General features: G+C 69.3%; 23 protein-coding genes. 4 read left to right on the top strand and 19 right to left on the bottom strand.

All coding sequences use genetic code 11. The annotated features are described in order from the left end of the window. The first annotated feature begins 135 nt into the window (after positions 1–135). Positions 136–342, top strand: a complete 207-nt coding sequence (locus ACFPME_RS08830; protein WP_377304265.1) for a hypothetical protein — start codon at positions 136–138, stop codon at positions 340–342. Between the two features lie 13 nt (positions 343–355). Beyond that, positions 356–1,069, top strand: coding sequence for a ComF family protein (locus ACFPME_RS08825; RefSeq protein ID WP_377304263.1), 714 nt, complete (start codon positions 356–358; stop codon positions 1,067–1,069). Between the two features lie 3 nt (positions 1,070–1,072). Here the strand turns inward: ACFPME_RS08825 and ubiA are convergent, their stop codons facing one another. After that, positions 1,073–1,966, bottom strand: coding sequence for a 4-hydroxybenzoate octaprenyltransferase (gene ubiA / locus ACFPME_RS08820; RefSeq protein WP_377304395.1), 894 nt, complete (start codon positions 1,964–1,966; stop codon positions 1,073–1,075). A 367-nt stretch (positions 1,967–2,333) separates the two neighbouring features. Between ubiA and ACFPME_RS08815 the strand changes: the two genes are divergently transcribed. Then, entirely contained in the window at positions 2,334–3,449 is a 1,116-nt protein-coding gene (locus ACFPME_RS08815) for a GGDEF domain-containing protein (RefSeq protein WP_377304261.1), read from the top strand. 5 nt (positions 3,450–3,454) lie between these two features. Here the strand turns inward: ACFPME_RS08815 and ilvA are convergent, their stop codons facing one another. The 14 genes from ilvA to ACFPME_RS08745 form a co-directional block, all read right to left on the bottom strand. Continuing rightward, positions 3,455–5,020 (bottom strand): threonine ammonia-lyase, biosynthetic, encoded by a 1,566-nt coding sequence (ilvA, locus tag ACFPME_RS08810; protein WP_377304259.1) that lies wholly within the window; start codon positions 5,018–5,020, stop codon positions 3,455–3,457. Beyond that, on the bottom strand, positions 5,017–5,265 hold the full coding sequence (gene ilvN / locus ACFPME_RS08805) for an acetolactate synthase small subunit (RefSeq protein WP_377304257.1): 249 nt from the start codon (positions 5,263–5,265) through the stop codon (positions 5,017–5,019). Before ilvN ends, ilvA begins: the two co-directional genes overlap by 4 nt. Before the next feature lie 12 nt (positions 5,266–5,277). Continuing rightward, complete coding sequence (gene ilvB / locus ACFPME_RS08800) at positions 5,278–7,071, bottom strand: biosynthetic-type acetolactate synthase large subunit (protein ID WP_377304393.1); 1,794 nt, start codon at positions 7,069–7,071, stop codon at positions 5,278–5,280. A 140-nt stretch (positions 7,072–7,211) separates the two neighbouring features. Then, positions 7,212–8,228 carry a ketol-acid reductoisomerase gene (ilvC, locus tag ACFPME_RS08795; protein ID WP_377304255.1) on the bottom strand — a complete coding sequence of 339 codons (1,017 nt, stop codon included), beginning with the start codon at positions 8,226–8,228 and terminating at the stop codon, positions 7,212–7,214. Further along, positions 8,225–9,931 carry a dihydroxy-acid dehydratase gene (gene ilvD / locus ACFPME_RS08790; protein ID WP_377304253.1) on the bottom strand — a complete coding sequence of 569 codons (1,707 nt, stop codon included), beginning with the start codon at positions 9,929–9,931 and terminating at the stop codon, positions 8,225–8,227. The genes ilvC and ilvD overlap by 4 nt, the downstream gene beginning before the upstream one ends. A gap of 174 nt (positions 9,932–10,105) precedes the next feature. After that, a complete protein-coding gene (gene leuB, locus ACFPME_RS08785; RefSeq protein WP_377304251.1) occupies positions 10,106–11,203 on the bottom strand; it encodes a 3-isopropylmalate dehydrogenase in 1,098 nt (365 codons plus the stop codon). Further along, complete coding sequence (gene leuD / locus ACFPME_RS08780) at positions 11,200–11,781, bottom strand: 3-isopropylmalate dehydratase small subunit (RefSeq protein WP_377304249.1); 582 nt, start codon at positions 11,779–11,781, stop codon at positions 11,200–11,202. Before leuD ends, leuB begins: the two co-directional genes overlap by 4 nt. Beyond that, the gene (leuC, locus tag ACFPME_RS08775) at positions 11,778–13,193 is read right to left on the bottom strand and encodes a 3-isopropylmalate dehydratase large subunit (protein WP_377304247.1); all 1,416 of its coding nucleotides are present in this window, start codon (positions 13,191–13,193) and stop codon (positions 11,778–11,780) included. The genes leuD and leuC overlap by 4 nt, the downstream gene beginning before the upstream one ends. Beyond that, the gene (locus ACFPME_RS08770) at positions 13,190–14,191 is read right to left on the bottom strand and encodes a branched-chain amino acid transaminase (RefSeq protein ID WP_377304245.1); all 1,002 of its coding nucleotides are present in this window, start codon (positions 14,189–14,191) and stop codon (positions 13,190–13,192) included. Before ACFPME_RS08770 ends, leuC begins: the two co-directional genes overlap by 4 nt. After that, positions 14,188–15,792: a 2-isopropylmalate synthase gene (locus tag ACFPME_RS08765; RefSeq protein ID WP_377304243.1), complete on the bottom strand. Its 1,605-nt coding sequence runs from the start codon at positions 15,790–15,792 to the stop codon at positions 14,188–14,190. Before ACFPME_RS08765 ends, ACFPME_RS08770 begins: the two co-directional genes overlap by 4 nt. A 112-nt stretch (positions 15,793–15,904) precedes the next feature. Next, positions 15,905–16,042, bottom strand: a complete 138-nt coding sequence (locus ACFPME_RS08760) for a hypothetical protein (protein ID WP_377304241.1) — start codon at positions 16,040–16,042, stop codon at positions 15,905–15,907. Positions 16,043–16,162: 120 nt separating this feature from the next. After that, the gene (thrC, locus tag ACFPME_RS08755; RefSeq protein WP_377304239.1) at positions 16,163–17,479 is read right to left on the bottom strand and encodes a threonine synthase; all 1,317 of its coding nucleotides are present in this window, start codon (positions 17,477–17,479) and stop codon (positions 16,163–16,165) included. Then, a complete protein-coding gene (locus ACFPME_RS08750; protein WP_377304237.1) occupies positions 17,476–18,468 on the bottom strand; it encodes a homoserine kinase in 993 nt (330 codons plus the stop codon). Before ACFPME_RS08750 ends, thrC begins: the two co-directional genes overlap by 4 nt. Beyond that, on the bottom strand, positions 18,465–19,610 hold the full coding sequence (locus ACFPME_RS08745) for a homoserine dehydrogenase family protein (RefSeq protein WP_377304235.1): 1,146 nt from the start codon (positions 19,608–19,610) through the stop codon (positions 18,465–18,467). The genes ACFPME_RS08750 and ACFPME_RS08745 overlap by 4 nt, the downstream gene beginning before the upstream one ends. Before the next feature lie 144 nt (positions 19,611–19,754). Here ACFPME_RS08745 and ACFPME_RS08740 point away from each other — a divergent pair, with 144 nt between their 5' ends. Beyond that, positions 19,755–20,069 (top strand): hypothetical protein, encoded by a 315-nt coding sequence (locus ACFPME_RS08740; RefSeq protein ID WP_377304233.1) that lies wholly within the window; start codon positions 19,755–19,757, stop codon positions 20,067–20,069. Positions 20,070–20,123: 54 nt separating this feature from the next. Here the strand turns inward: ACFPME_RS08740 and ACFPME_RS08735 are convergent, their stop codons facing one another. The 4 genes from ACFPME_RS08735 to ACFPME_RS08720 form a co-directional block, all read right to left on the bottom strand. Then, positions 20,124–20,645 carry a nuclear transport factor 2 family protein gene (locus ACFPME_RS08735; protein WP_377304231.1) on the bottom strand — a complete coding sequence of 174 codons (522 nt, stop codon included), beginning with the start codon at positions 20,643–20,645 and terminating at the stop codon, positions 20,124–20,126. A gap of 186 nt (positions 20,646–20,831) precedes the next feature. Further along, positions 20,832–21,593 carry a LytR/AlgR family response regulator transcription factor gene (locus tag ACFPME_RS08730; RefSeq protein ID WP_377304229.1) on the bottom strand — a complete coding sequence of 254 codons (762 nt, stop codon included), beginning with the start codon at positions 21,591–21,593 and terminating at the stop codon, positions 20,832–20,834. Further along, a complete protein-coding gene (locus ACFPME_RS08725) occupies positions 21,590–22,711 on the bottom strand; it encodes a sensor histidine kinase (RefSeq protein ID WP_377304227.1) in 1,122 nt (373 codons plus the stop codon). The genes ACFPME_RS08730 and ACFPME_RS08725 overlap by 4 nt, the downstream gene beginning before the upstream one ends. Before the next feature lie 53 nt (positions 22,712–22,764). Beyond that, on the bottom strand, positions 22,765–24,762 hold the full coding sequence (locus ACFPME_RS08720) for a bifunctional 2',3'-cyclic-nucleotide 2'-phosphodiesterase/3'-nucleotidase (RefSeq protein ID WP_377304225.1): 1,998 nt from the start codon (positions 24,760–24,762) through the stop codon (positions 22,765–22,767). Positions 24,763–24,812 lie beyond the last annotated feature (50 nt).

Raw genomic sequence — 24,812 nt, 5'->3', positions numbered from 1 at the left:
CGGGCAAAGCGGGGGAGTGTGGAAGCGGTCCCGCGAGGTGTCAACCCGATCCGGCTCGTCGCGGTTGACGCGCGCACGTGCGCGGCGCTGCCGCTACCATCGCCTTCTTGTCGGCACAAACTGGGCGGATCATCCATGAGCGAAGGACAGGGCAGCAGCGGCAACGTGCTGGCGGCCATCTGCAGTTTCTTCATCCCGGGGCTGGGCCAGCTGGTGCAGGGAAGATTGCTGATGGCGATCATCATGTTCGTGCTGGCTGCCGCGCTGTGGATCGTGATGCTGGGCTGGCTGATCCACTTGTGGTCGATTCTCGACGCCGCACTGTTCAAGCCGAAGCGCTGAGGGCGGCATCGGCATGGACGCGCTGGTCAGTTCGTGGCAGCGGCTGCAGCGCTTCATGCTGCCCCTGCGCTGCCTGCTGTGCGGGGCCCGCGGCGCCGACGGCATCGACCTGTGCGCCGACTGCGCGGCCGAACTGCCGCGCAACCGCAGTTGTTGCGCGCGCTGCGCCCTGCCGCTGGCGACAGCGGCGGCATTGTGCGGCGAATGCCAGCGCCGCGCCCCACCGTGGGACGCGGCGTGGGCGCCGTTCCGCTATGGCTGGCCGCTGGACCGGCTGGAGTCGCGCTACAAGTTCGGCGCCGATCTCGCCGCCGGTCGGGTGTTGTCGATGCTGTGGCTGCGCGAGCCATGCCCGATCAGGCTGCCGCAACTGCTGCTGAGCGTACCGCTGCATCGCAGCCGGCTGCGTCGGCGCGGCTACAACCAGGCACTGGAACTGGCCCGCCCGCTGGCGCGCGCGGCCGGCGTGCCGTTGCGCCACGACTTGCTGCTGCGCCGTCGCCCCACCACGGCGCAGACCGAACTGGACGCCACCGCCCGCCGCCGCAATGTGCATGGCGCCTTTGCCCTGCGCGAGGGCGCGACGCCACCCGCGCATGTGGCGATCCTCGACGACGTGATGACCACCGGCGCCACCCTGGCCGAATGCGCCCGCGTGCTGAGGCGCGCGGGGGTGGCGCGGGTGGATGTGTGGTCGCTGGCGCGGGCGCCGTCGCCGCGCGGCTGACGTTCAGCGCAGCGCCAGCGCCAGCACCATGCCGATCCACACCACCAGGCCGAGCCAGTTGTTGTGGCGGAACGCGGCAAGGCACGCGCCGCGCAGCCGGTCGCGAATCAGCCAGTGCTGATAGCCGAACAGCCCGGCGGCGATCAGCAGGCCCAGCCAGTACGGCCACCCCAGCGCGGCGCGCTGGCCGACGAACAGCATGGTCAGCAGGAACGTGCCCATCAGTACACCCAGGATCGGCAGGTCGGCGTCGCCGAACAGCACCGCGGTGGATTTGGCGCCGGCCTTGATGTCGTCCTCGCGGTCGACCATCGCGTACTCGGTGTCGTAGATCACCGACCAGATGATGTTGCCGATGAACAGCAGCCAGCCCACCGGCGGCACGGTGTTCATCACCGCCGCGAACGCCATCGGAATCGACCAGCCGAACGCGGCGCCGAGCACCACCTGCGGCATGTAGGTGGTGCGCTTGGTGAAGGGATACAGGGCCGCCAGCAGGGCGCCGGCGAACGACAGCTCGATGGTCAGGCGGTTGGTGAACAGCACCAGCACGAAGGCGAACGCGAGCAGCGCGGCGAACACGGCCAGCGCTTCGCGCGGCGTCACCCGTCCCGCCGCGATCGGCCGGCCGGCGGTGCGCGCCACCTGCGGATCGAGCTTGCGATCGGCGTAGTCGTTGATCGCGCAGCCCGCCGCACGCATCGCGAACACGCCCAGGGTGAAGATGATCAGCGGCTTCCACGGCGGAAAATCGCCAGCGGCCAGCCATAGCGCCCACCACGTCGGCCACAGCAACAACAGTGCGCCGATGGGGCGATCCATGCGGGTCAGCACCAGGTAGTCCAGCGCCTTCCGGCGCTGCTGCTCCGGCAGCTTGCGCAGCAGCCAGGCCAGTATCCGGGTGGCGCGGGTGGAGCTGTCGGCCGGTCCGGCCAGGCTTTTGGCGATGGGCTTCGGGGCGCCCGGCCGCGGCCGCGTGGCGGGCGAAGGGGTGGGCTTGCGGGGTTGGCGTTTACGCGAGGTGGCCATCGGCCGAGTTTAGCGTGAGCGGCCGCAGCCGATGGCACGCCCGCGGATGCCGCCGCGATAGCGTCGACCACGACACGTTCCGCCCGCGGCCGCCGCGTCGCCGGCATCCTCCGGAGCCATCCAGCGGCCGTGCTAAAGCTTGTATCGGCAAGGCCGATACGCTGACAGGAGTGCCCGATCGGGCAGTTCCATGCATGGGGCGCCGACGGGGACGTCGACGCCATCCGGAATACCAATGGTCCAGTGCGAAACCACCCGTGACTACCCCACGCCACCGCATGCCGAGCCGGTGGCGGGCACCGTGCCGGTGTTGCGCGCGCCACCCCCGACGAATGCCGCCGGCATACTGGCCCATTCGCGCTTGCTCGATTCGGTGGCCGCGTTCACCCATCACCGCGACGTCGATGCGCTAGATCACAGCCTGGCGTTGTCGCTGGCCGAACTGGCTTCGGCACGCAGCGTATCGCTGGCCAAGCGCGCCGTCGACGGCGGCGGCGAGCTGGAAAGCGTGGTGCATTGCGCGCCCGACGCGCAGGGTCATTACGAGCTGCGGGTGATCAAGCCGGCTGAGCGTGATCTCGCGTTCGCCTCGATGCGGCAATGCATCGGGCAGCCGGAGGTGCTGGCGCAGATCATCGGCCCGGGCATGCATCGACTGGTGGTACCGATCCTCTGCGATGGTCACGCGATCGGCGCCCTGCAGCTCGACAGCGAAGCGCCGTCGAGCGCCACGCGGCCGCTGGTGGAAGGCTTTGCCCGCATCTACGCCAATTACACCGCCCTGCTCAACGAGAGCGAGCGCGACAAGCTGACCGGCCTGTACAACCGGCGCACATTCGAGCGCCACCTGCAGCGCCTGTTGAGCGGGCTAGACACGACGGACGGAATGCCGGCGGCGGCGCCGCAGGTGTGGCTGGCCATTCTCGACATCGATCATTTCAAGCGCATCAACGACAGCTACGGACACATCTACGGCGACGAGGTGATCCTGCTGCTGGCGCAGCAGATGCGCGCCAGCTTCCGTCATGCCGACGTGCTGTTCCGCTTCGGCGGCGAAGAGTTCGTGGTGCTGCTGCGTGCCAGTGCCGAATCGACCGTGCATGCGGCGCTGGAGCGTTTCCGCCGACGCATCGCCGAGCAGATCTTTCCTCAGGTCGAGCACATCACCGTCAGCATCGGCTACGCGCGCATCGGCCACAACGACTACCCGGCCACGGTGCTGGATCGCGCCGACAAGGCGCTGTACTTCGCCAAGAAGCACGGCCGCGACCGCATCCATGGCTATGAGAGCCTGGCTGCCCAGGGCCTGCTGACCCAGGCGATGGCGCCCGGCAGCATCGACCTGTTCTGAGCCGGTCAGTGCTGCAGCAGCAGCCGGTAGGCGGGATGCCTGCTTTCATCGACGTGCGGATAGCCCAGTGATTCGAGGAAGGGCTGGAACAGCGCGCGCTCGTGCGGCGGCACCTGGATGCCGACCAGGATGCGGCCGTGGTCGGCGCCATGGTTGCGGTAATGGAACAGGCTGACGTTCCAGTCCGGGTGCAGCTGGCCGAGGAAGCAGGTCAGTGCGCCGGGGCGTTCGGGAAATTCGAAGCGGTACAGCAGCTCGTCCTGCGCCAGCGGCGAGCGGCCGCCGATCATGTGGCGCAGGTGCAGCTTGGCCAGCTCGTCGTCGGTGAGGTCGAGCACGTCGAACTGCTGCGCGCGGAACGCAGCGGCCAGCGCCTCGCGCCCGTCGCGGCTGGCGATCTGCACGCCGACGAAGAGATGCGCGTGGCGCGCGTCGCCGATGCGGTAGTTGAACTCGGTGATGGCGTGCCGGCCCAGCGCGGCGCAGAAGCGGCGGAAGCTGCCGCGCTCCTCCGGGATGGTCACCGCGAACACTGCCTCGCGCTGCTCGCCGACCTCGGCGCGTTCGGCGACGAAGCGCAGGCGGTCGAAATTCATGTTCGCGCCGGAGACGATCGCCACCAGCGCGCCATCGCCGGCGCCGTGCGTGGCAACGTACTGCTTCAGTCCGGCCAGCGCCAGCGCGCCGGACGGTTCCGGCACGCTGCGGGTGTCCTGGTAGATGTCGCGGATCGCGGCGCAGATCGCGTCGGTGTCCACCCGCAGCATCGCGTCCACGTGCTGCCGGCACAGCGCGAAAGTGAGCGCGCCGACCTGCTTCACCGCGGTGCCGTCGGCGAACAGGCCGACCTCGTCCAGCACGACGCGCTCGCCGGCGTCGAGCGAGCGCGCCATCGCGTCCGAATCCGCCGCCTGCACGCCGATCACCAGAATTTCGGGCCGCAGCGCCTTGATGCATGCGGCCACGCCGGCGAGCAGGCCGCCGCCGCCGACCGGCACGAACACCGCCTGCAGCGGGCCGGGATGCTGGCGCAGGATCTCCAGCGCGACGGTGCCCTGGCCGGCGATCACCGCCGGGTCGTCGAACGGGTGCACGAACACGGCGCCATGTGCGGCTTGCAACTGGGCGGCCGCTGCCTGTGCGTCGCTGTAGGAATCGCCGGCCAGCACGATGTCCACCATCGCGCCGCCGAAGCGGCGCACCGCGTCCACCTTCAGCTGGGGTGCGGTCACCGGCATCACGATGGTGGCGCGGATGCCCAGCTTCGCAGCGGCCAGCGCCACGCCTTGCGCATGGTTGCCGGCGGAGGCGGCGATCACGCCACGCGCGCGCTGTGCCGCATCCAGCTGCACCATGCGGTTGTACGCACCGCGCAGCTTGAACGAGAACACCGGTTGCTGGTCCTCGCGCTTGAGCAGCACGCGCTGGCCCAGCCGCGCACCGAGCAGCGGTGCCGTTTCCAGTGCCGATTCGTGCGCCACCTCGTAGACGCGCGCGGCGCGGATCTGTGCCAGCAGGTCGCCGTGCGCCATCGCATCGCCGTCGGTGAGCTGCTGCGCAACGGCATTCATGCAGCGAGAGCCGTCGCCGGATGCGCCACCTGCAGCACGTCGACCAGCTTGCGCGTCTGCTGCAGGATCTGGCCGAGCGCGTCGTCGTCGCATTGCAGGCTCAGGGTCAGGCGCGACACCGCCGGGTCATGCGTGGCGGCAACGGTCAGCGTGTCGATGTTGTAGCCACGCGCGGCGAACAGCCCGGCCACGCGCACCAGCGCGCCGGACTCGTTCTGCAACAGGATGGACAGGGTGTGCTGCATGGTGGCGGTCTCCTAGAACATGTGCGGGGTGGTCGCCTCGTGCGCGGCGGGCGCCGCGCGCGAGGCGATGAAATCGCCGGTGATCATCTGTGCGTAGCTGGCCCCGGGGCCGACCATCGGGTACACGCCGGCATCCGGGTCGATCATCACTTCGAGGAAGGCGGGGCCGTCGAAGGCGAGGAAGTCGGCAATCGTCGTTTCCAGCTCGTCCACGCGGTCCAGTCGCCGCGCCCATTCGAATCCGTCGGCCTGCGCGGCGCGCACGAAGTCCTTCTTGTGCAGGCTCTTGTCGGACGCGGCGAAGCGGCCCTTGAAGTACAGCTTCTGCCACTGCCGCACCATGCCGTCGCCGACGTTGTTGAGCACCACGATCTTCAGCGGCAGGCCGTAGGTGGTGACGGTTTCCAGCTCGCCGATGTTCATGCGGATGCTGGCGTCGCCGTCGATGTCGATCACCAGCTTGTCGCGGTACGCGAACTGTGCGCCGATCGCCGCGGGCAGACCGAAACCCATCGTGCCCATCGAACCGGAGGTGAGCCAATGCCGCGGCGCGCGGAAGTCGAAATACTGCGCCGCCCACATCTGGTGCTGGCCGACGCCGGTGCTGATGATCGCGCGGCCGCGGGTGCGGCGGTTGATCGCTTCCAGCACCGCGTACGGCTGGATCAGCGCGCTTTCGCGGTCGTAGTTCATCGCGTGCGCGCGCTTCAGTTCCGCCACGTGCGCATGCCACTCGGCGAGTTGCGGCTTGAACCCGTGCGCGCGGCCCCAGGCGGCAAGCCGTTCCAGTGCGCGTTGCAGCGGGCCGATGTGGTGCCAGCCGACCGGCTTCACCTTGCCGATCTCGGACGGGTCGATGTCGATCTGCGCGATGAACTTCGCGCGCGGCGCGAACTTGTGCGGCACGCCGGCCACGCGATCGTCGAAGCGCGCGCCCAGCGCCAGCACGAAGTCGCAGTCCTCCACCGCGTAGTTCGCGTAGGCGGTGCCGTGCATGCCGAGCAGGTGCAGGGCCAGCGGATCGGTGCTGTCGAAACCGCCCAGGCCCATCAGGGTGGTGGTGACCGGCAGGCCGAATGCATCGACGAACGCGCGCAACGCCGCGGATGCCTCCGCGGCGATCACGCCGCCGCCGGCATAGATCAGCGGGCGCCGCGCCTGCATCAGCGCGTGGAAGAACGTCGCGCAATCGGCGTCGCTCAGCGTCGCCTGTTCCACCGCACGCAGCCGCGTGCGGTAGCCGCTCAACGCCAGCTCGCCGGCGCCGCGGAACGACAGCGCGGTGTTCTGCACGTCCTTCGGCACGTCCACCACCACCGGCCCGGGCCGGCCGCTGCGGGCGAGGGTGAACGCGGTGCGCACGGTCGCTTCCAGCTGCGCCGCATCGGTGACCAGGAACACGTGCTTGGCGCAGGCGCCCATGATGTTGCTGATCGGCGCCTCCTGGAACGCGTCGCTGCCGATCGCCGCGGTGCCGACCTGGCCGCAGATCACCACCAGCGGGACCGAGTCGGCCATCGAGTCGCGCACCGGCGTGACCATGTTGGTGGCGCCGGGGCCGGAGGTGACGATGGCCACGCCGACCTTGCCGGACGCACGCGCGTAGCCCGCCGCCATGAAGCCCGCACCCTGCTCGTTGGCCGGCACCACCAGCGGCATCGCTTCGCCGCCGTCGGCGCGCGGGTGCTCGGCGTTGTAGCGGAATACCGCGTCGTACACCGGCAGGATCGCGCCGCCGGAATAGCCGAACATCACGCCGACGCCCTCGTCGGCGAGCACCTGCACGATCACTTCGGCGCCGCTCATCGCCTGGCCGGCAAGCGGATGCCGGTCTGTGGTGGTTTCGGCTTTCAGTGGTTGCGCATTCACTACAGAATCCTTCAACGGTGCGGGGGAGCAAACGACCTCTCCTCCGCAGCGCGGGGGAGAGGTCTCAAGCGCGGCGCTCAGCCAACCTTCTTGAGCGACGGAGCGGCAGCTGCCGCCGCGGCGGTGGTCGGCTGCAGCCATGGCATCCGCGCCCGCAATTTCGCGCCTACGACCTCGATCGGATGCTCGAGATCCGCCTGCTTCAGGCGCTTGTAGTTCGGCAGGCCGGCCTGGTATTCGGCGATCCAGTTGCGCGCGAAGGTGCCGTCCTGGATATCGGTGAGCACCTCCTTCATGCGCGCCTTGGTGCCGGCGTCGACGATGCGCGGGCCGCTGACGTAGTCGCCGTACTGCGCGGTCTCGGAGACGAACTGCAGCATCTTGGCCAGGCCGCCCTCGTAGAACAGGTCGACGATCAGCTTCAGCTCGTGCATCACCTCGTAGTAGGCGATCTCCGGCTGGTAGCCGGCTTCCACCAGGGTCTCGAAACCCTTGAGCACCAGCTCGCTGGCGCCGCCGCACAGCACCGCCTGCTCGCCGAACAGGTCGGTCTCGGTCTCTTCCTTGAAGTCGGTCTGGATGATCATGGCGCGGCCGCCGCCGATGCCGTCGGCGTAACCTTTCGTCTTCGCCTCGGCCTGGCCGCTGACGTCCTGGTGCACCGCCCAGATGCACGGCACGCCGCGGCCGCGCTCGTACTCGCTGCGCACCAGCGCGCCGGGGCCCTTCGGCGCGACCAGGATCACGTCGATGTCGGCGCGCGGTTCGATCTGCTTGAAATGCACGTTGAAGCCGTGCGCGAACAAGAGTGCCGCGCCGGGCTTGATGTTCGGCTCGATCGACTCCCGGTACAGCGTCGGTTGCACCATGTCCGGCGTCAGCACGGCGACCAGGTCGGCGCCCTTCACCGCTTCGGCTGGCTCGGCCACCTTGAAGCCGTCGGCTTTCGCCTTGTGCCAGGTCGGCCCGTTCGGGCGCAGGCCGACCACCACGTCGAGGCCGGAATCGCGCAGGTTCAGCGCGTGCGCGCGGCCCTGGCTGCCGTAGCCGAGCACGGCGATGCGGGATTGGGCGAGGGTGTTGTTGCTGCTCATGCGGTGACTCCCTGGTTGGATTCGGTATGGATGTGCTTGGGTGTGGAGACGGTGGTGTCGGGATGGGTGGTGGCGCCGTCGGAAGCGGAGCCGACCAGCAGCGCGTACTTGGCCAGCGCGCCGCGGCTGACCTTCGGTGCAGGCGGTTGCCAGCCGGCGCGGCGTGCGGCGAGGTCGGCGTCGGTGGCGATCTCCCGGCGTGCGGCGTCGATCACGATGCGGTCGCCCTCATGCAGCAGCGCGATCGGCCCGCCGCGTGCGGCTTCCGGCGCGATGTGGCCGACCATGAAGCCGTGGGTGGCGCCGCTGAAGCGGCCATCGGTGATCAGCGCCACGTCGTCGCCTAGGCCGCGGCCGATCAGCGCGGCGGTGACGCCGAGCATCTCGCGCATGCCGGGGCCGCCGGCGGGGCCTTCGTTGCGGATCACGATGACGTCGCCCTTGGCGATGTCGCCGGCCTGCACCGCGGCGAACGCCTGCTCCTCGCCTTCGTACACGCGGGCGCGGCCTTCGAAGTGGGTGGCGCCCTTGCCGGCAAGTTTCAGGATGCAGCCTTCCGGGGCGAGGTTGCCGTACAGGATCGAATAGCCGCCGCGCGGTTTCAGCGGCGCGGCGACCGGATGCACCACGTCCTGCGCTTCGGCGCGCGGCGCGGCGGCGACTTCGGCGAACAGGCTGCGGCCGGTGACGGTGGGCGTGTTTTCCAGCATGCCGGCGGCGATCAGCTCCTGCGCCACCCGCGCGCTGCCGCCGGCGCCGAACAATTCCACCGCGGTGTAGCGGCCGCCGGGCAGCAGGTCGGCGATCACCGGGGTGTGCGCCGAGGCCGGTTCGAAATCCTCCAGCGACCATTCGACGCCGGCTTCGCGCGCGATCGCCAGCAGGTGCAGCACCGCATTGGTGGAGCCGGCGGTGGCGGCGACCATGCGCGCGGCGTTGCGCATCGACGTGCGCGTGATCAGCTCGCGCGGCGTGCGGTTCTCGCGCAGGCATTCCATCACCAGCTCGCCGCAGCGGAACGCGGCCGCGCCCTTGGCCGGGTGGGTGGCGGGAATGTCGTTGTAGCCCAGCGGCGACAGGCCCAGCGTGGACAGCACCATCGCCATCGTGTTCGCGGTGAACTGGCCGCCGCAGGCGCCGGCGCCGGGACAGGCGTCGCGTTCCACCGCGGTCAGTTCCTCGTCGCTGATCTTGCCCGCGCCGTGCGCGCCGACCGCTTCGAACACCTGCTGGATGGTGATCGGATGGTTGTCGTGGGTGCCGTGCGCGATGCTGCCGCCGTACAGCGCCACGCCGGGGATGTCCAGCCGTGCCAGCGCCATCGCGGCGGCCGGGATGGTCTTGTCGCAGCCGCACAGCACCACCATCGCATCGAGGCAGTGGCCGTCCACCGCCAGCTCGATCGAGTCGGTGATCACCTCGCGGCTGATCAGCGACGAGCGCATGCCCGGCGTGCCCATCGCGATGCCATCGGTGACCGCGATGGTGTTGAACTCCACCGGCGTGCCGCCGGCGGCGCGGATGCCGGCCGCGGCCTCGACCGCCAGCTCGCGCAGGTTGAGGTTGCACGGACTCACGTTCGACCAGGTGTGCACCACCGCGACCAGCGGCCGTGCGATCGCCTCGTCGTCGAGGCCGGTGGCGCGCAGCATGGCGCGGGCGGGTGCGCGGTCGGGGCCGCTCTTGATCAGATCACTGCGCATGACGGTTCCGCTGGGTGAAGAAAGAAAAGCGCCCCCTGCGTGCGAGGGAGGTGGCAGGACGGAACGGGGGCTGCGCCATCGCGGCGTGCACGAACCGTCCGGTGCCGGAAGCACGCAGGGGGCGGCAGAAAATGCGGGCACGTCCGTGTGCCCGCCGGGGAAACCCTGGCTGCATCAGCCGCATGCGCGTGCTCCGCAGAAGAACGCGGCGGCGTTGTCGGCGTGATCCTCGATCGCCGCGAGCACGGCATCGCGCACTTCATCGGTGCCGGCGCTGCCGCCGATGTCGCGGCTGTGCGGGCCGTGGCGCAGCACCTGCTCGACCGCCGATTCGATCGCCACCGCTTCGGCTTCCAGGCCCAGCGAGTGGCGCAGCAGCAGCGCGGCGGAAAGGATCGCGCCGACCGGATTGGCCACGCCTAGCCCTGCGATGTCCGGCGCCGAGCCGTGGATCGGTTCGTACAGTCCACGGCGACCGTCGCCCAGCGACGCCGACGGCAGCAGGCCGAGCGAGCCGGCCAGCGCGGCGGCCTCGTCGGTGAGGATGTCGCCGAACAGGTTCTCGGTGACCACCACGTCGTAGCGGTTCGGCTGGGTCAGCAGCAGCATCGCCATCGAGTCGACCAGCTGGTGTTCGAGCTTCACGTCGGGGTAGTCGGCGGCGATGCGCTGCACCGTGCTGCGCCACAGCCGCGAGGTTTCCAGCACGTTCGCCTTGTCGACCGAGGTGACATGGCGGCGGCGGTCGCGCGCCAGATCGAACGCACGGCGCACCACGCGCTCGATCTCGGCCACGGTGTACCTGCACTCGTCGGTGGCGGCGTCGGCGCTGCGCGTCTTCGCGCCGAAATAGGCGCCGCCGGTGAGCTCGCGCACGAACAGCACGTCGACGTGCTTCAGCTTGTCGTTCTTCAGCGGCGACAGGTTGGCCAGCGCCGGATGCACCTGCAGCGGGCGCAGGTTCGCGTACACGCCGAGCGCAGCGCGCAGCGCCAGCAGGCCCTGTTCGGGCCGCACCGGTGCGTTCGGATCGGACCACTTCGGACCGCCGACGGCACCCAGCAGCACCGCATCGGCGGACTGGCACGCCGCCAGCGAGGCGGCCGGCAACGGTTCGCCGGTGGCGTCGATCGCGATGCCGCCGATCAGCTGTTCCTCGAACGCGAACACGTGTTCGTAGCGCGCGGCCACGGTCTTCAACACGGCCACCGCGGCGGCCGTGACTTCGGGGCCGACGCCGTCGCCGGGCAGGGTAACGATGCGTGCCTTCATGCCGCTTGCTCCTGGTGTTCGTAATGAGTGATCGTGTCGGCGTGTTGCAGCAGGTAGCCGAGCTGGTCGACGCCGTTGAGCAGGCAGTGCCGCGCGAACGGTTCCAGACGGAACGGGATGCGGCCGCCGTCGGGCAGCGCGATGTACTGCTCGCGCACGTCGATCGCCAGCTCGATGCCGGGGTGCTTGAGCAGCCAGCGGTGCTCCAGCTCGTCGATGGCGATGGCGAGCAGGCCGTTCTTCAGCGCGTTGCCGCGGAAGATGTCCGCGATCTCGCTGCACAGCACCGCGCGGATGCCGTAATCCAGCAAGGCCCATGGCGCATGCTCGCGCGAGGAGCCGCAGCCGAAGTTGCGCCCGGCGATGAGGATCGCGCAGCCGCGTGCCTCGGGCCGGTTCAGCGGGAACGCCGGGTTGTCGCTGCCGTCGGCCTGGTAGCGCCAGTCGTGGAAGCACAGCTGGCCCAGCCCCTCGCGCGTGGTGGTGGTGAGGAAGCGCGCCGGGATGATGCGGTCGGTGTCGATGTTCTCGTCGGCCAGCACGGCGGTGCGGGAGTGGAGGCGGCTGATCGGTTTCATGCGGCTTGCTCCTGCGTCGTGTACTCGCGCGGATCGGCGATGCGCCCGGCGATCGCCGACGCGGCGGCGGTGGCCGGGCTGGCCAGCACGGTGCGCGCGCCCTTGCCCTGGCGGCCCTCGAAGTTGCGGTTGGAGGTGGAGACCACCAGCTGTCCCGGCTGCGCCAGGTCGCCGTTCATCGCGATGCACATCGAGCAGCCGGGCACGCGCCACTCGGCGCCGGCGGCGGTGAACACGTGGTGCAGGCCTTCGCGCTCGGCGTCGCGGCGCACCGCCTCGGAACCGGGCACCACCAGCATGCGCACGCCACTGGCAATGCGACGGCCGTGCAGCACGCGCGCCGCTTCGCGCAGGTCGGACAGGCGCGAGTTGGTGCAGCTGCCGACGAACACCACATCGACCGGCGTGCCCTGCATTGGCTGGCCGGGCTTGCTCTGCATGTAGTCGAGCGCGCGACGTTCCTGCGCATTGGTCGCCGCCGGTACCGGCGCATCCATGGCGATTGCCATGCCCGGATGGGTGCCGTAGGTGACGGTGGGTTTCACGGCGCCGGCGTCGATGCGCACCTCGCGGTCGTAATGCGCACCATCGTCACTGCGCAAGGCGCGCCACTTCGCCACCGCCGCGTCCCACGCGGGGCCTTGCGGCACGCGCGCGCGACCTTCCAGCCAGGCGAACGTGGTCTCGTCCGGCGCGATCAGCCCGGCGCGCGCGCCGGCCTCGATCGACATGTTGCAGACGGTCATGCGCTCGTCCATCGACAGCGCCTCGATCGCCGCGCCGCGATACTCCAGCACGTAGCCGGTGCCGCCATCGACGCCGATCGTGCCGATGATGTGCAGGATCAGGTCCTTCGCGCCCACGCCCGGCGGCAGCTGGCCGTCGACGTGGATCGCCATGGTCTTCGGCCTGCGCTGCAGCAGGCACTGCGTGGCCATCACGTGGCCGACCTCGGTGGTGCCGATGCCGAACGCCAAGGCTCCAAAGGCACCATGCGTGGAGGTGTGGCTGTCGCCGCAGACGATCGTCATGCCGGGCTGGGTCGCGCCCAGCTCGGGGCCGATCACGTGCACGATGCCGCGGTCGGCGCTGTCCCAGCCGTGCAACTCGACGCCGAACTCGCGGCAGTTCGCTTCCAGCTGCGTGACCTGTGCCTGCGCCTCGGCGTTCGCATACGGGCGGCTGCCGTCGGCATTCGTGGGCAGGGTCGGCGTGGAATGATCCAGCGTGGCCAGCATGCGGTCTGGCCGGCGCAGCTTCAGGCCGCGCTCGCGCAGCTCGCTGAACGCCTGCGGCGAGGTGACTTCGTGCACCAGGTGCAGGTCGACGTAGATCACCGCGGGCGTGTCGGCGGTTTCGGCGACGACGACGTGGGCGTCCCAGACTTTCTCGAAGAGGGTTCGTGAGGTCATGCCGCGACCTCCGTGGTAGCGGGCTGTTGATGAGGAGTCCGGCCATGGATGGCCGGTTCCTGATCTTTGCGGTCAGAGACGATCGCATCAACCACACTCAGCCAGCCGTAGCGATCTTCCGTGCGGCCGTCGAACAGGCCGAAGAACGCCTGCTGCAACGCCTTGGTGACCGGACCGGGCGCGCTCTTGCCGATTGCCTTGCGGTCGACCGAGCGCACCGGGGTGATCTCGGCGGCGGTGCCGGTCATGAACACTTCGTCGGCGGAATACAGTGCCTCGCGCGGCAGGTCGCGCTCTTCCACCGCGATGCCGAGATCGGCAGCCAGGGTGAGTACCGCGTCGCGCGTGATGCCGGCCAGGATGCCGGCGCTGGACGGCGGGGTGAGCAGCTTGCCGCGCTTCACCAGGAACAGATTCTCGCCGGCGCCTTCGCTGAGCAGGCCGTTGTGGCCCAGCGCGATGCCCTCGTCGTAGCCGTTGCGGCGTGCCTCCAGCCCGATCAGCTGGCTCGACAGGTAATTGCCGCCGGCCTTGGCCCAGCTGGGGATGGTGTTCGGCGCGGGGCGGTTCCAGGACGACACGCAGACGTCGGCACCGCGCTCGGCCGCCTCGCCCAGGTACGCGCCCCAGTTCAGCGCGATGATCGCCACCTCCACCGGCGCGTCGTCCTTTGCCAGCACGCCCAGCCCGCCGGCACCGCGGAACACGATCGGCCGCACGTAGGCCGAAGGCATCCGGTTCGCGCGGATCAGCTCGAGGCAGGCGGCGTTGATCTCGTCCTCGCTGTAGCCGACCTCGATCTCGTACACGCGCGCCGACTCGAACAGCCGGCGGGTGTGCTCGGCCAGGCGGAAGTAGGCCGGGCCGCGCGGCGTGGCGTACACGCGCTCGCCCTCGAACACGGAGGAGCCGTAGTGCAGCGCGTGCGTGCTGACGTGGACGTTGGCCTCGGCCCACGGCTTGATGCGACCGTTGTGCCAGACGAATGGCGTACTCATGCGGTGACTCCCTTGGCGTGCGTGGCGGTGCCGGCGGTGGCCGGCGCCTGGCGGGCGATCCGGTTGACGATGGCCAGCGCGGCCAGCGCGGTGGCTTCGACGATGTCGGTGCTGGTGCCGTGGCCGCGCCAGTCGCGGGCGGCGTGGCGTGCGCTCAGCTGGGCGTGGCCCTGGGCGTCGCCGCCTTCGCTCATCGCGTCGATCTGGAAGCGGGTGAGTTCCAGCGACGTGCCGGTGGCGCGCTCGATCGCGCGCAGCACGGCGTCGACCGGGCCGTCGCCGATCGCCGCCTCGCCGATCTCGTGGCCGTCGTCGTGGGCCAGCCTCACCGAGGCCGACCCGCTGCCGCCCAGGTGCGAGCTGGTGTGCAGCTGCACCAGGTGCCATGGGCCGGCGGCGTGCGGGTCGTGGCCCAGCGCCAGCGCTTCCAGGTCCTCGTCGTGCAGCTCGCGGCCGTGATCGGCCAGCGTCTTGAAGCGGATGAAGATGTCGTCCAGCGCGGCGTCGTCCGGCGTATGGCCCAGCGCCTGCAGGCGCTGGCGCAGCGCGGCGCGGCCGGAATGCTTGCCCATCACCAGGCTGGTCGCGGCGATGCCGACGTCCTGCGGCCGCATGATTTCGTAGGTGCCGCGATGCTTGAGCATGCCGTGCTGGTGGATGCCCGACTCGTGCGCGAACGCGTTGGCGCCCACGATCGCCTTGTTGCGCGGCACCGCCTGGCCGGTCAGCTCGGTGAGCAGGCGCGAGCTCGGGTACAGCTGGCGGGTGTCGATGCGGGTGCCGACGCCGAAGTGCGGCGCGCGCACCTTCAGCGCCATCACCACCTCCTCCAGCGCGGCGTTGCCGGCGCGCTCGCCGATGCCGTTGATGGTGCACTCCACCTGGCGTGCGCCGGCGCTCACCGCCGCCAGGCTGTTCGCCACCGCCATGCCGAGATCGTCGTGGCAATGGCTGGAGAAGATCACCTTGTCCGCACCGCGCACGTGCTGGCGCAGGTAGCGGAACAGCTCGACGATCTCGCTCGGCGTGGTGTAGCCCACCGTGTCCGGCGCGTTGAGCGTGCCGGCGCCGGCGTCGACCGCGGCGCTGAAGACTTCGGCGAGGAATTCGGGTTCGGTGCGCAGCGCATCCTCGGCGGAAAATTCGACCTCGTCGCAGAAGCCGCGGGCCCGTTCGATCGCGCGCACCGCCGTGTCCAGCACCTGCGCCTTGCTCATGCCGAGCTTGTGCTCGCGATGCAGCGGGCTGGTCGACAGGAACAGGTGGATGCGCGAATGGCGCGCCGTCTTCAGTGCGCGGGCGGCGCTGTCGATGTCGCCGTCCTGGCAGCGCGCCAGCGCACACACCGTGGTGCTTTTCAGCGTGCCGGCGATTTCCGCAACTGCAGCAAAATCGTCCGGCGAAGCCTGCGGAAAACCCGCTTCGAGGATGTCCACGCCCAGCGCCTCGAGCTGCTGCGCCATGCGCAGTTTCGCGCGCCGGTCCATCGAGAAACCGGGCGCCTGCTCGCCGTCGCGCAAGGTGGTGTCGAAGATCCGCACGCGTTCGGCGACTACGTCGTCGTCGCTGATCGGGGCGTTGTGCTGGTCGGGGTTTTTCATCATGGCTCCGCTGTGGGCGGCGCCGAAGGCACAAAAAAAACCCCGCATCCGTTACCGGGTGCGGGGTTCTTTGGGTGTTTTCAGGTTTTTCTAGCTACCTGGATACATGCCCTCAGCCCGCACCTCCGTTGGTAATAAGGAGTACGAGTACGAGGGTAATAAGGAGCGTGCCGCCGAGCTGCAGCAGGCCGTCGACCGTCGCGAGACGGTTCATTTCGGCGGTGCGGGAATGGCTGCTGCGCTGCGACATGGAATCGACCTTAGGGTACTTCGCACGGCGGCGTCAACAGTTTCATCTGAAATCAGTCGATCGACTCGTTTTGGACGTCCAGATGTCCAGACGGTTTTGCCGGGCACGGCGTGGGGTGCTTCACGAGAGCATCAGCCAGTCGCGCAGGGTCGTGTCGCTGGCGGCCAGCGGCTCGGCGCGGGTGTCGCGCGCGAGCATCGCGGCCAGCGCGGCGGGAACCTCGACCGGGTGGCCGACCAGCGGCTCCACCACGCTCTCGAACTTGGCCGGATGGGCGGTGCCGACCACCGCCCATGGCGCGGCGTCGCCGTCCGCCCGCAGCTGGTCGAGCAGGTGCATCGCGGTGGCGGTGTGCGGGCAGAACACTTCGCCGTGTGCGCGTGCGTGATCGGCAAGGGTGCGGCGGATGGTGGCGTCGTCGACGCTTTGCACCCGCAGCAGGCGACGCAGGTGGGCTTCGTCGGGGAACGTCCAGCGCAACCGCTCGAAGTTGCTGGGCGCGCCCACGTCCATCGCGTTGGCCAGGGTGGCGATCGCGTCGCGCGGCGCGTACTCGGCGCCGGCGAAATAGTCGGGCAGGGTGGCGTTGGCGTTGCAGGCCAGCCGTACTTCGCCGACCGGCAGGCCCAGCTCGCGCACCCACAGGCAGGCCAGCGCGTTGCCCAGGTTGCCGGTGGGCACGACGAAATTCAGCGGCGTGCCGTGTTCGCGCCACCAGCCCAGCGCGGCGTGCGCGTAGTAGCTCATCTGCGGCAGCAGCCGGCCCAGGCTGATGCTGTTGGCCGAGGACAGCGGTCGCTGCGCCTGCAACGACGCATCGTTGAGCGCGGCTTTCACCATGCGCTGGCAGTCGTCGAAGCGGCCGGCCACGCGCAGTGCGGTGACGTTGTCGCCGAAGCAACCGAGCTGGTGCGCCTGTCGCGGCGAGACCAGCCCGTCCGGATACAGGATCACCACGTTCACGTTCGGCTGGCGGTGGAACGCGGCGGCCACCGCGGCGCCGGTGTCGCCCGAGGTGGCGACCAGGATGGTCAGCGGCCGCGCGTCGCCACGCGGCAACCGGCGCAGGCAGGCGGCCAGGAAGCGCGCACCGAAATCCTTGAACGCCGAGGTGGGGCCGTGGAACAGCTCCAGCATCAGCGTGGCCGGATGCGCCGGCAGCGCGCGCAGCGGCGCGTCGAAGGTGAACGCTTCGGCGCAGATCGCAGGCAGTTCGTCGGCCAGCGCATCGCCGGCGAAGAACGGCATCAGCAGGGTAGCCGCGGTGTCGACCAGCGAACCGTGCGGGTCGAACGCGGCCGGGTCGAGCGTGGGCAGCCTTTCGGGCACGTACAGCCCGCCGTCCGGCGCCAGTCCGGCGGCGATCGCCTGGCTGATCGGCACGGCCGGAACACCGCCGCGGGTGCTGTGATATTGCAAGGGATCGGCGGCACTCATGCGGCAGCCTCGATCGAGTCGATCAATGCGGCAGCCGGCCCATTGATCGGCGAGGCCCACGCGTCACTGTCCAGCCCGGCCTCCGCGAACGCAGCTTGCATCGCCACGCTCGCCGCTTCGGCATCGCTGCGGCTGTCGTACCAGCCGAACACGCTGGGGCCGGCGCCGGAGATGCTGGCACCGAGCGCGCGATGGTCCAGCGCAGCTTGCTTCACCCTGGCGAAGTTCGGGATCAGCGGCGCGCGGCGCGGTTCCACCAGCACGTCCTTCAGGCCCTCGCGCACCAGTGCCGCGTCGCCGCGGTAGCAGCCGGCCAGCACCAGGGCGAGGTTCGAACTCTGCGCCACGAACTCGCCGAGTTCGTAGTGACCAGCCAGCGCCGCGCGCGCCTTGCGCGTTTCCAGCACCACGTGCGGGTGCACCAGCGCGCAGTGCCAGGCGGCCGGCACGTCGATGCGCAGCAGCCGTTCGTGGGTGGCCAGCACCAGGCCGCCGAGCAGCATCGAGCCGAGGTTGTCGCCGTGGCGGCTGCCGCTGGCCACGGCTTCGCCGTCCAGTGCAAAACCGTACAGCGCTTCGCGCGGCAACGGTTGCGCCAGCAATGCATTGGCGGCGACCAGTGCGGCCACGCACGACGCGGCCGAACCGCCCATGCCCGAACCCAGCGCGATGCCCTTGTGCAGCACCAGCTCGAAGCCGTGCTGCAGGCCGAGCGCCTTGCGCAGCGAGAGCAGCGCGGTGCCGGCGGTGTTCGCACGAGGATCGGTGGGCAGGTCGGTGACGCAGCCGCGGATCGCCGCAATGCGCACCACAGGCTCGTCGATGCGGCGCACCTCGGCGCGGTCGCCGGCGCCGGCCACGCTGTGGCCGAGCAGGTCGAAGCCGACCCCCACGTTGCCGACACTTGCGGGCGCGAAGGCGCAGGCGACTTGCGGGGGTTTGGCGCGGCGCGGTGAGGCCATGACGGGTTCCGGCAAGGAGGAGTTCATGCGCGTGCCTCCAGCGACTCGGCGATGCGCAGCAAGTCGGTGAACACGCCGGCGGCGGTCACTTCCGGACCGGCGCCGGGGCCTTGCACCGACAGCGGATTATCGCAGTAGCGGCGGGTGGTGAACTGCACGATGTTGTCGGTGAGCCGGGTATGCGCGAACGCGTGTTTCGCGGGCAGGACGACCAGCTTGACGCGGGCACGGCCATGGCGGTCCAGGCTGGCGACATGCCGCAGCACGCCGGCGGTGGCCTGTGCCTCGACCAGCTTTGCCGCCATCGGCGCGTCCAGTTCGTGCAGCCGCTCCATGCAGGCTTCGAGAGTCAAGCCGGCCAGCGCGCGCGGCACCAGGCTTTCCACCGCGACATCCTCCAGCGACAACGGCCACCCCGCCTCGCGCGCCAGGATCACCAGCTTGCGCGCCACGTCGAGGCCGGACAGGTCGTCGCGCGGATCCGGTTCGGTATAGCCCAGTGCATGCGCCTCGCGCACCAGCGCGGAGAACGGCTGGCAGCCGTCGTGGCGGTTGCACAGCCAGGCCAGCGTGCCGGAGAACATGCCTTCCACGGCGAGCAGTTCGTCGCCGGTGTCGAGCAGGTCGCGCAAGGTCTGTACCACCGGCAGGCCGGCGCACACGGTGGCCTCGTAGCGGAAGCGCGCGCCGCTGGCGCAGGCGGCGCGGATCGCCTGCCAGCGCGACAGCGGCCCGCTGCCGGCGAGCTTGTTCGGCGTCACCACGTGCAGACCGGCGGCCAGCCAGCGCGGATAGTGCGCGGCCACCTCGTCGCTGGCGCTGCAGTCGATCAGCAGCGCATGCCGGCCGTCGCCGCCGCGCACGTGTTCGGCGAACGCGTCCAGGTCGTTCGGTCGCCAGATCTGCGCGCCGCCGTGGCGGCCGTTGAGTTCGGCGTCGTCGCAGTCCAGCCACATGCGCTTGCTGGCCACCACGCCGCAGAGTTTCAGCTCCAGTCCGCTGTCGCGCGCCAGCCGCGGCTGCGCGGCACGCAACTGTCCAAGCAGGGCGCTGCCGACGCGGCCGGGGCCGATCACGCCGACTGCCAGCACGCGTGGCCGCCGCGGGGACGGCACGACGAAACCGCGCGACGGCGGCAGATCGGCAAGTTGGGGCGCACAGATGTTCACGATGACCTCCTGGTGAGGCCCGTGCTCGCTGGCGGATCGGCTTGTGCTTGGGGAGTGCACCGGCCCGCCTCGATCGAGGGCGGGGCCGTTGCGTAGTGAAGAACCTAGTCGCGCACGGACACCCACCCCGACCGAGTGGTAATCGTGGTCGTGGTGGTGGTGGCGAAGGAACGGCTGATGGCGCCGGCCGGCAACGGCGCACACCCGGCGGAAACCGGGGCGGAGTGCGTGCGTGCTGGCGTGGAAAGCGGCGACATGCGTTCGACCTTAGAGGGGATGTTGCGCTGCGGTCAACAGATTCATTTGCAACTTTCCGCTGTTCGGCCCCGGCGCCACGGCCATGAACGCGCTGCCCGCCCGCTCCGCCGCGGCGCCGTGGTCGAAAGCAATGGCATGGCTGGGGATCTGCCGGATGGAGGCGGGGCCGTCACGCCCCCTGCCATGGGGACATTCGCTTGATGGAGCAGCGCCGTCGATGCGCGCAAGGGCGGCGGATGGGCGTGCCCTTGCCGCTCACTTCACCTGGGCAGGGTCGAGGTTGATGCTGTAGACGAGTGCGTTGATCTTCCAGCCGCTGCCCGTGTTGATGAGCTGCCAGGTTTCGCTGCCACGGTTCTGCTGCTCGCCATTGCTGAGAAAAACGAAATCGAAATATACCGAAGCCACGGCGCCGTCGGTTTCGATCTTCACGTTCGAGAACTTCTCCTCCATGCGCTCGGGGCTGGCGCTGATGAAGCTGGCGAACTCGGCGTAGCTGCCTGGCATGAAACGTCGCGCCTTCGGATGTCTGGCATGCACGATGCGGTAAGTCGCTTCCGTCGGCACGGCGATCCAGGAGTTGTTCGCGGGCAGGAACAGCTCGCTCAGGCCAGCCTTGTCCTTCCTGATGATGGCGGCCTGGAAGCGCGCGATCACCAGTTCGATCTGGCCTCTGGCGACGCCGGCATCGCCGGCGGCGATGTTCGATGTGGCGGCGGCATGCGCCGATCCCGCCATCACGGCGAGGCTGATGGTGGCGAGCAGCAGGATCTTCATGTGGGCAACTCCTGAAAGTGGCAACGGCCGTGACGGATGCGCAGTAAAGCGGCGACAGGCGCGGCTCGCCCTGACTATAGGGTTGGCTTGACGCCCTGCGGCTGCGCGCTGCGTCGAGTCGGTGGATCGATGCGATGAACCGTGTAATGCCGACGCGAGAGGCGTGCGAACGGGGCCCCGCCACGGCTATCCGGCAAGTGCCGCGCGCAGCGCTTCGCCATAGGTGCGGCTGGCGCGTAGCGGGGTGCCGTCGTGCAGGCGCAGCAGGCTGTCGCGGTTCGATAGCGCCTCCATCTCCGCAATGCGATTCACGCGCACGATGGTCGAACGATGGATGCGCATGAACTGCGTCGGATCGAGCCGGCGGGACAGCTGGTGCAGCCGCTCGCGCAACAGGTACACCTTGCTTCCAACATGCAGTCCGGCGTAATCGCCCATGGCTTCGATCCAGTCGATGTCGGCGGCATCGATGAAAGCGACGCGGTTGCCGATGCGGACGGCAAAGCGCGACGCGTAGTCCGGGGTACCTCGCTGCGCCGCCAGCAGCATTTGAAGGCCTGATGCCGTGCTGCGGCCGCGGCGTGTGGCCAGTGTCTCGCGGGACCGGTCGAGTGCTTCGGCAAAGCGTTCGTCGTCGATGGGTTTGAGCAGATAGTCCAGTGCCTGCACCTCGAATGCGCGCAGGGCGAACTGGTCGTAAGCGGTAAGGAAGATCGTCATCGGCCGTTCGCGCGGCGACAGCGTGCCGAGTGCTTCCAGTCCGCCCATGCCGGGCATCTGCACGTCCATGAAAACCAGATCCGGCGTGGTGTCGAGGATGGCGGACAGCGCCGCTTTGCCGTCGCCGGCTTCGCCGACCACCTGCATGTCATTGTGGGCAGCGAGGCGCTTGATGACGCCGCGGCGGGCCAGCGGCTCGTCGTCGACCACCAGCACCCGAACGGTCACGCCGATACCGCCGATGGTTCGATCGCCGGTGCGGGCATGCGGCGAAACGGCAGATCGATGAGAACCTGGCAGGTGCCGTCGCCAGCCAAAGTCAGGCCGAACTCATGGTCGCCCTCATACAGCCGCAGCAATCGTTCACGCACGTTGCGCAAGCCGAGCGATGACGAATCCGTGGGGTTGGCCGATGGCTGGCCGGCGGCGGGGTCTACCCCGTCGTTGCGCACACCTATATGCAGCCGCCCGGCGACGTGGCTCGCCTGGATGTCCAGGCGACCGCCTTCGCCGCGAGCTGCAATGCCGTGGCGTATCGCGTTCTCCACCAGCGGCTGCAACAGCAGGTAGGGCACCGCTGCGCGCAGGGTGTCGGGACCCACCTGCATGCGGATGGCCAACCGATCGCCGAGCCGCGCCCTCTCGATATCCAGGTAGTGCTCGGTCAGCGAGAGCTCGTCCGCCAACGTGACTTCGTGCGGACCATCCCCTTCGAGCGTGGCGCGCAGAAAGTCCCCCAGCCGAGCAATCATTCGAGTGGCATCCCGAGTGCGCTGCTCAACCACCATCGTCGAGATCGCATTGAGCGTGTTGAACAGAAAATGCGGGTGCAGCTGATAGCGCAGCGCGCGCAATTCGGCGTCGCGTGTCAGCGCGACGGCTGCAAGGGCGCGCTCACTCTCCTCTTTCATCGAGACGTAATATCCGATCACCATGTGCATCGCACAGAATGCGAGCAGCACGAACCACACGACATCCATGCTCCCCAGCACGCTGCGCCACTGGAAGCCGCCTGGCAGGCCTGCAAACTGCGTCATCAACAAGATGCCGACGCTGGCACTGCCCAGGGCCATGAGAAAGGACAGGGCGAGCAACACGATGACGCTGACTTTCCACGAGGCACGACGCTGCCACAGGCTGCGCTGAACCAGCCCCAGCGGTATCGAAGGCAGCACACATATCAGGACGAAGAAAACGTGCGCGAGCATCCTGTCCGGATGGGATAACACGGTCATCGCGGCGATGGCGCTGCCGAGCACGATCGGGCTCCAGCCGATCAGCAGGATCAGCCGCAGCGGCGGGAGCGCCTTTGGCGCGCCTGAGGGGATGCTCATCTCCCGACCCATCGCGCGTGCGCGTTCGGCCGCTTCGTCACGAAAACGGAAGGTGGGTAACGCCATCAGCGCGAAAGCTGGATTTCGTAGGTCGCGGTGCCGTCGCCGTGATCCTTGAGTTGGCGGATGTTGTGCAGCCCGGCCTCGCGTGCGAGGTCCTGCTTGCCGCTGGCCGCGGTGAACACGATCGGGCCGCGCGCCTTCAAGGGCGCGAATGCCCATGGGGTCGGTTCGAGGTCGCCGGTGCCGATCCGGTGCCGACGTTCCAGCCACTTCGCCAGGATCTCGCGGGTGCCGTCGGGGGCGGCCAGCACGATGTTGCTGCCGTCGAGGCCGGGGAAGTGCCCGCCGCCGTTGGCGCGGTAGTTGTTGGTGACCACGATGAACGGCTGGGTCGGCTCGACCGCCTTGCCATGGAAGGTCAGCGTGGTGATGCGCTGGCCGACCGGCTTCGAGACGTCGATGACGTAGCGGATGCCGCCCTGGATCTGGTCGAAGTTGTAGCCGGTGAAGCGGGCGTTGATCAGGGCCTGTTCGCCCGCCTTCGCCGGATCGATCCGGTTGAAGCGTTCGGCGGATTTTTCCAGCCAGGCTTTCACGCCGGCGCCGTCGGTCTTCACGGCGGCCAGGGTGTTCGGATAGAAGTACAGATCGGCGGCGCTGCGCAGGGTGAGCGGGCCGGGCGCGACGTCGGTGTAGTCGTCCGGGCCGCCGAAGCCGGTGCGGAACGCGGCGGCGGCGGACAGCACCGGCACGCCGGCCAGTTCCGGGCGCAGCCGCGGCAATTCGGTGCGCACATAGTCGGCCTGGGCCGCGTTGACCGGCGCCAGCGCGGTCATGTTGCCTTCGTCGGCGAAATAGCTGCTCAGGCGCAGCGTGCTTTCGCCGATCGGCGTGTTGACGTAGGCGATGGCGGCTTCGTGGGCCTGTTGCACCAGCGGAGCGATGGCGGGATCGGCCGGCGCGCACGGGCCCTTGTTCTTGCCCACGGTGATCGGGCAGATCGGGCGCACCTCGCTGCGGGTGTTGTCGAGGTCGACCACCCAGCGGCCCTGCTGGCGGTTCAGCACCAGCTGGATCACGCCCAGGTCCTTGCCGAAAAAGCCGCCCATCACCGTCGGCACGTTGCGCACGAAGCCGAGGTGGGCATCGACGTCCTTCATGCCGGCGTAGTGCGGGCCGGGGAATTCGGTATGCGAATGGCCCAGCAGGAGCACGCTGATGCCGGGCTCGCCGGCGAGGTACCAGCCGGCGTTTTCCATCCGCGGCGTGTAGGGCGCGGTGTCCAGGCCGCCGTGCAGGATCGCCACGATCAGGTCCGGATGCTGCGCCTGCAGCTCCGGCAGGTATTTCCTGGCCGCCTCGACCACGCCGCTGACGGTCACCTTGCCAGCGAGGTTCTGTTTGTCCCAGTCCATGATCGGCGGCGGCGTGAAGCCGATGATGCCTACGCGCAGCGGCACGCGAATCCTGCTGCCGTCCTCGGTATACGCCTCGATGTTCTTCGTGACGATGGTCCACGGCCTGAAGATCGGCTTGCCGTCGCGCGCGCTGTAGACGTTGGCCAGCACCAGCGGGAAATGCGGGCCGGCGCAGCGGGTTTCACGGCCGCCGTCCACGTTCATCGGCGTGCCGGTGACCTGCGACAGGAAGCCCAGGCCGTAGTTGAACTCGTGGTTGCCGGCGGTGCCGCCGTCGTAACCGATCGCGTCCATTGCCTTGTAGATCGCCAGCTCCTGATCGCACGCGACCGGCTTCACCAGGGCCTGGTAGTCGGCCAGCACGCTGCCCTGGATGGTGTCGCCGCTGTCGAACAGGAAGCTGTTGGGGAATTCCGTACGGGCGCGGCGGATCAGCGTGGCGGTGCGCTCGTAGCCGAGCGAGTCGTCCGGCTTGAGCTTGTAGTAGTCATAGCTCAACACGTTGGAATGAACGTCGGTAGTCTCCAGGATCGCCACCTTCGCGCGGGCGCCGTCCGGCGTCTGGCCGAGTTTCCAGGGCTGCACCGCGCAGCCGGCGAGCAGGGCGAAGGCGAGGGCGGCGAACGGGGTTGGGCGTGACATGGCGATTCCGGGGGCATGCAGGTTCAGACCGCGGAAGCTAGCAGATCGGG

The organism is Rhodanobacter umsongensis, assembly GCF_042654965.1.
In the GTDB taxonomy this organism is placed as follows: domain Bacteria; phylum Pseudomonadota; class Gammaproteobacteria; order Xanthomonadales; family Rhodanobacteraceae; genus Rhodanobacter; species Rhodanobacter umsongensis.
This window is presented reverse-complemented; position numbering and strand designations above follow the sequence as displayed.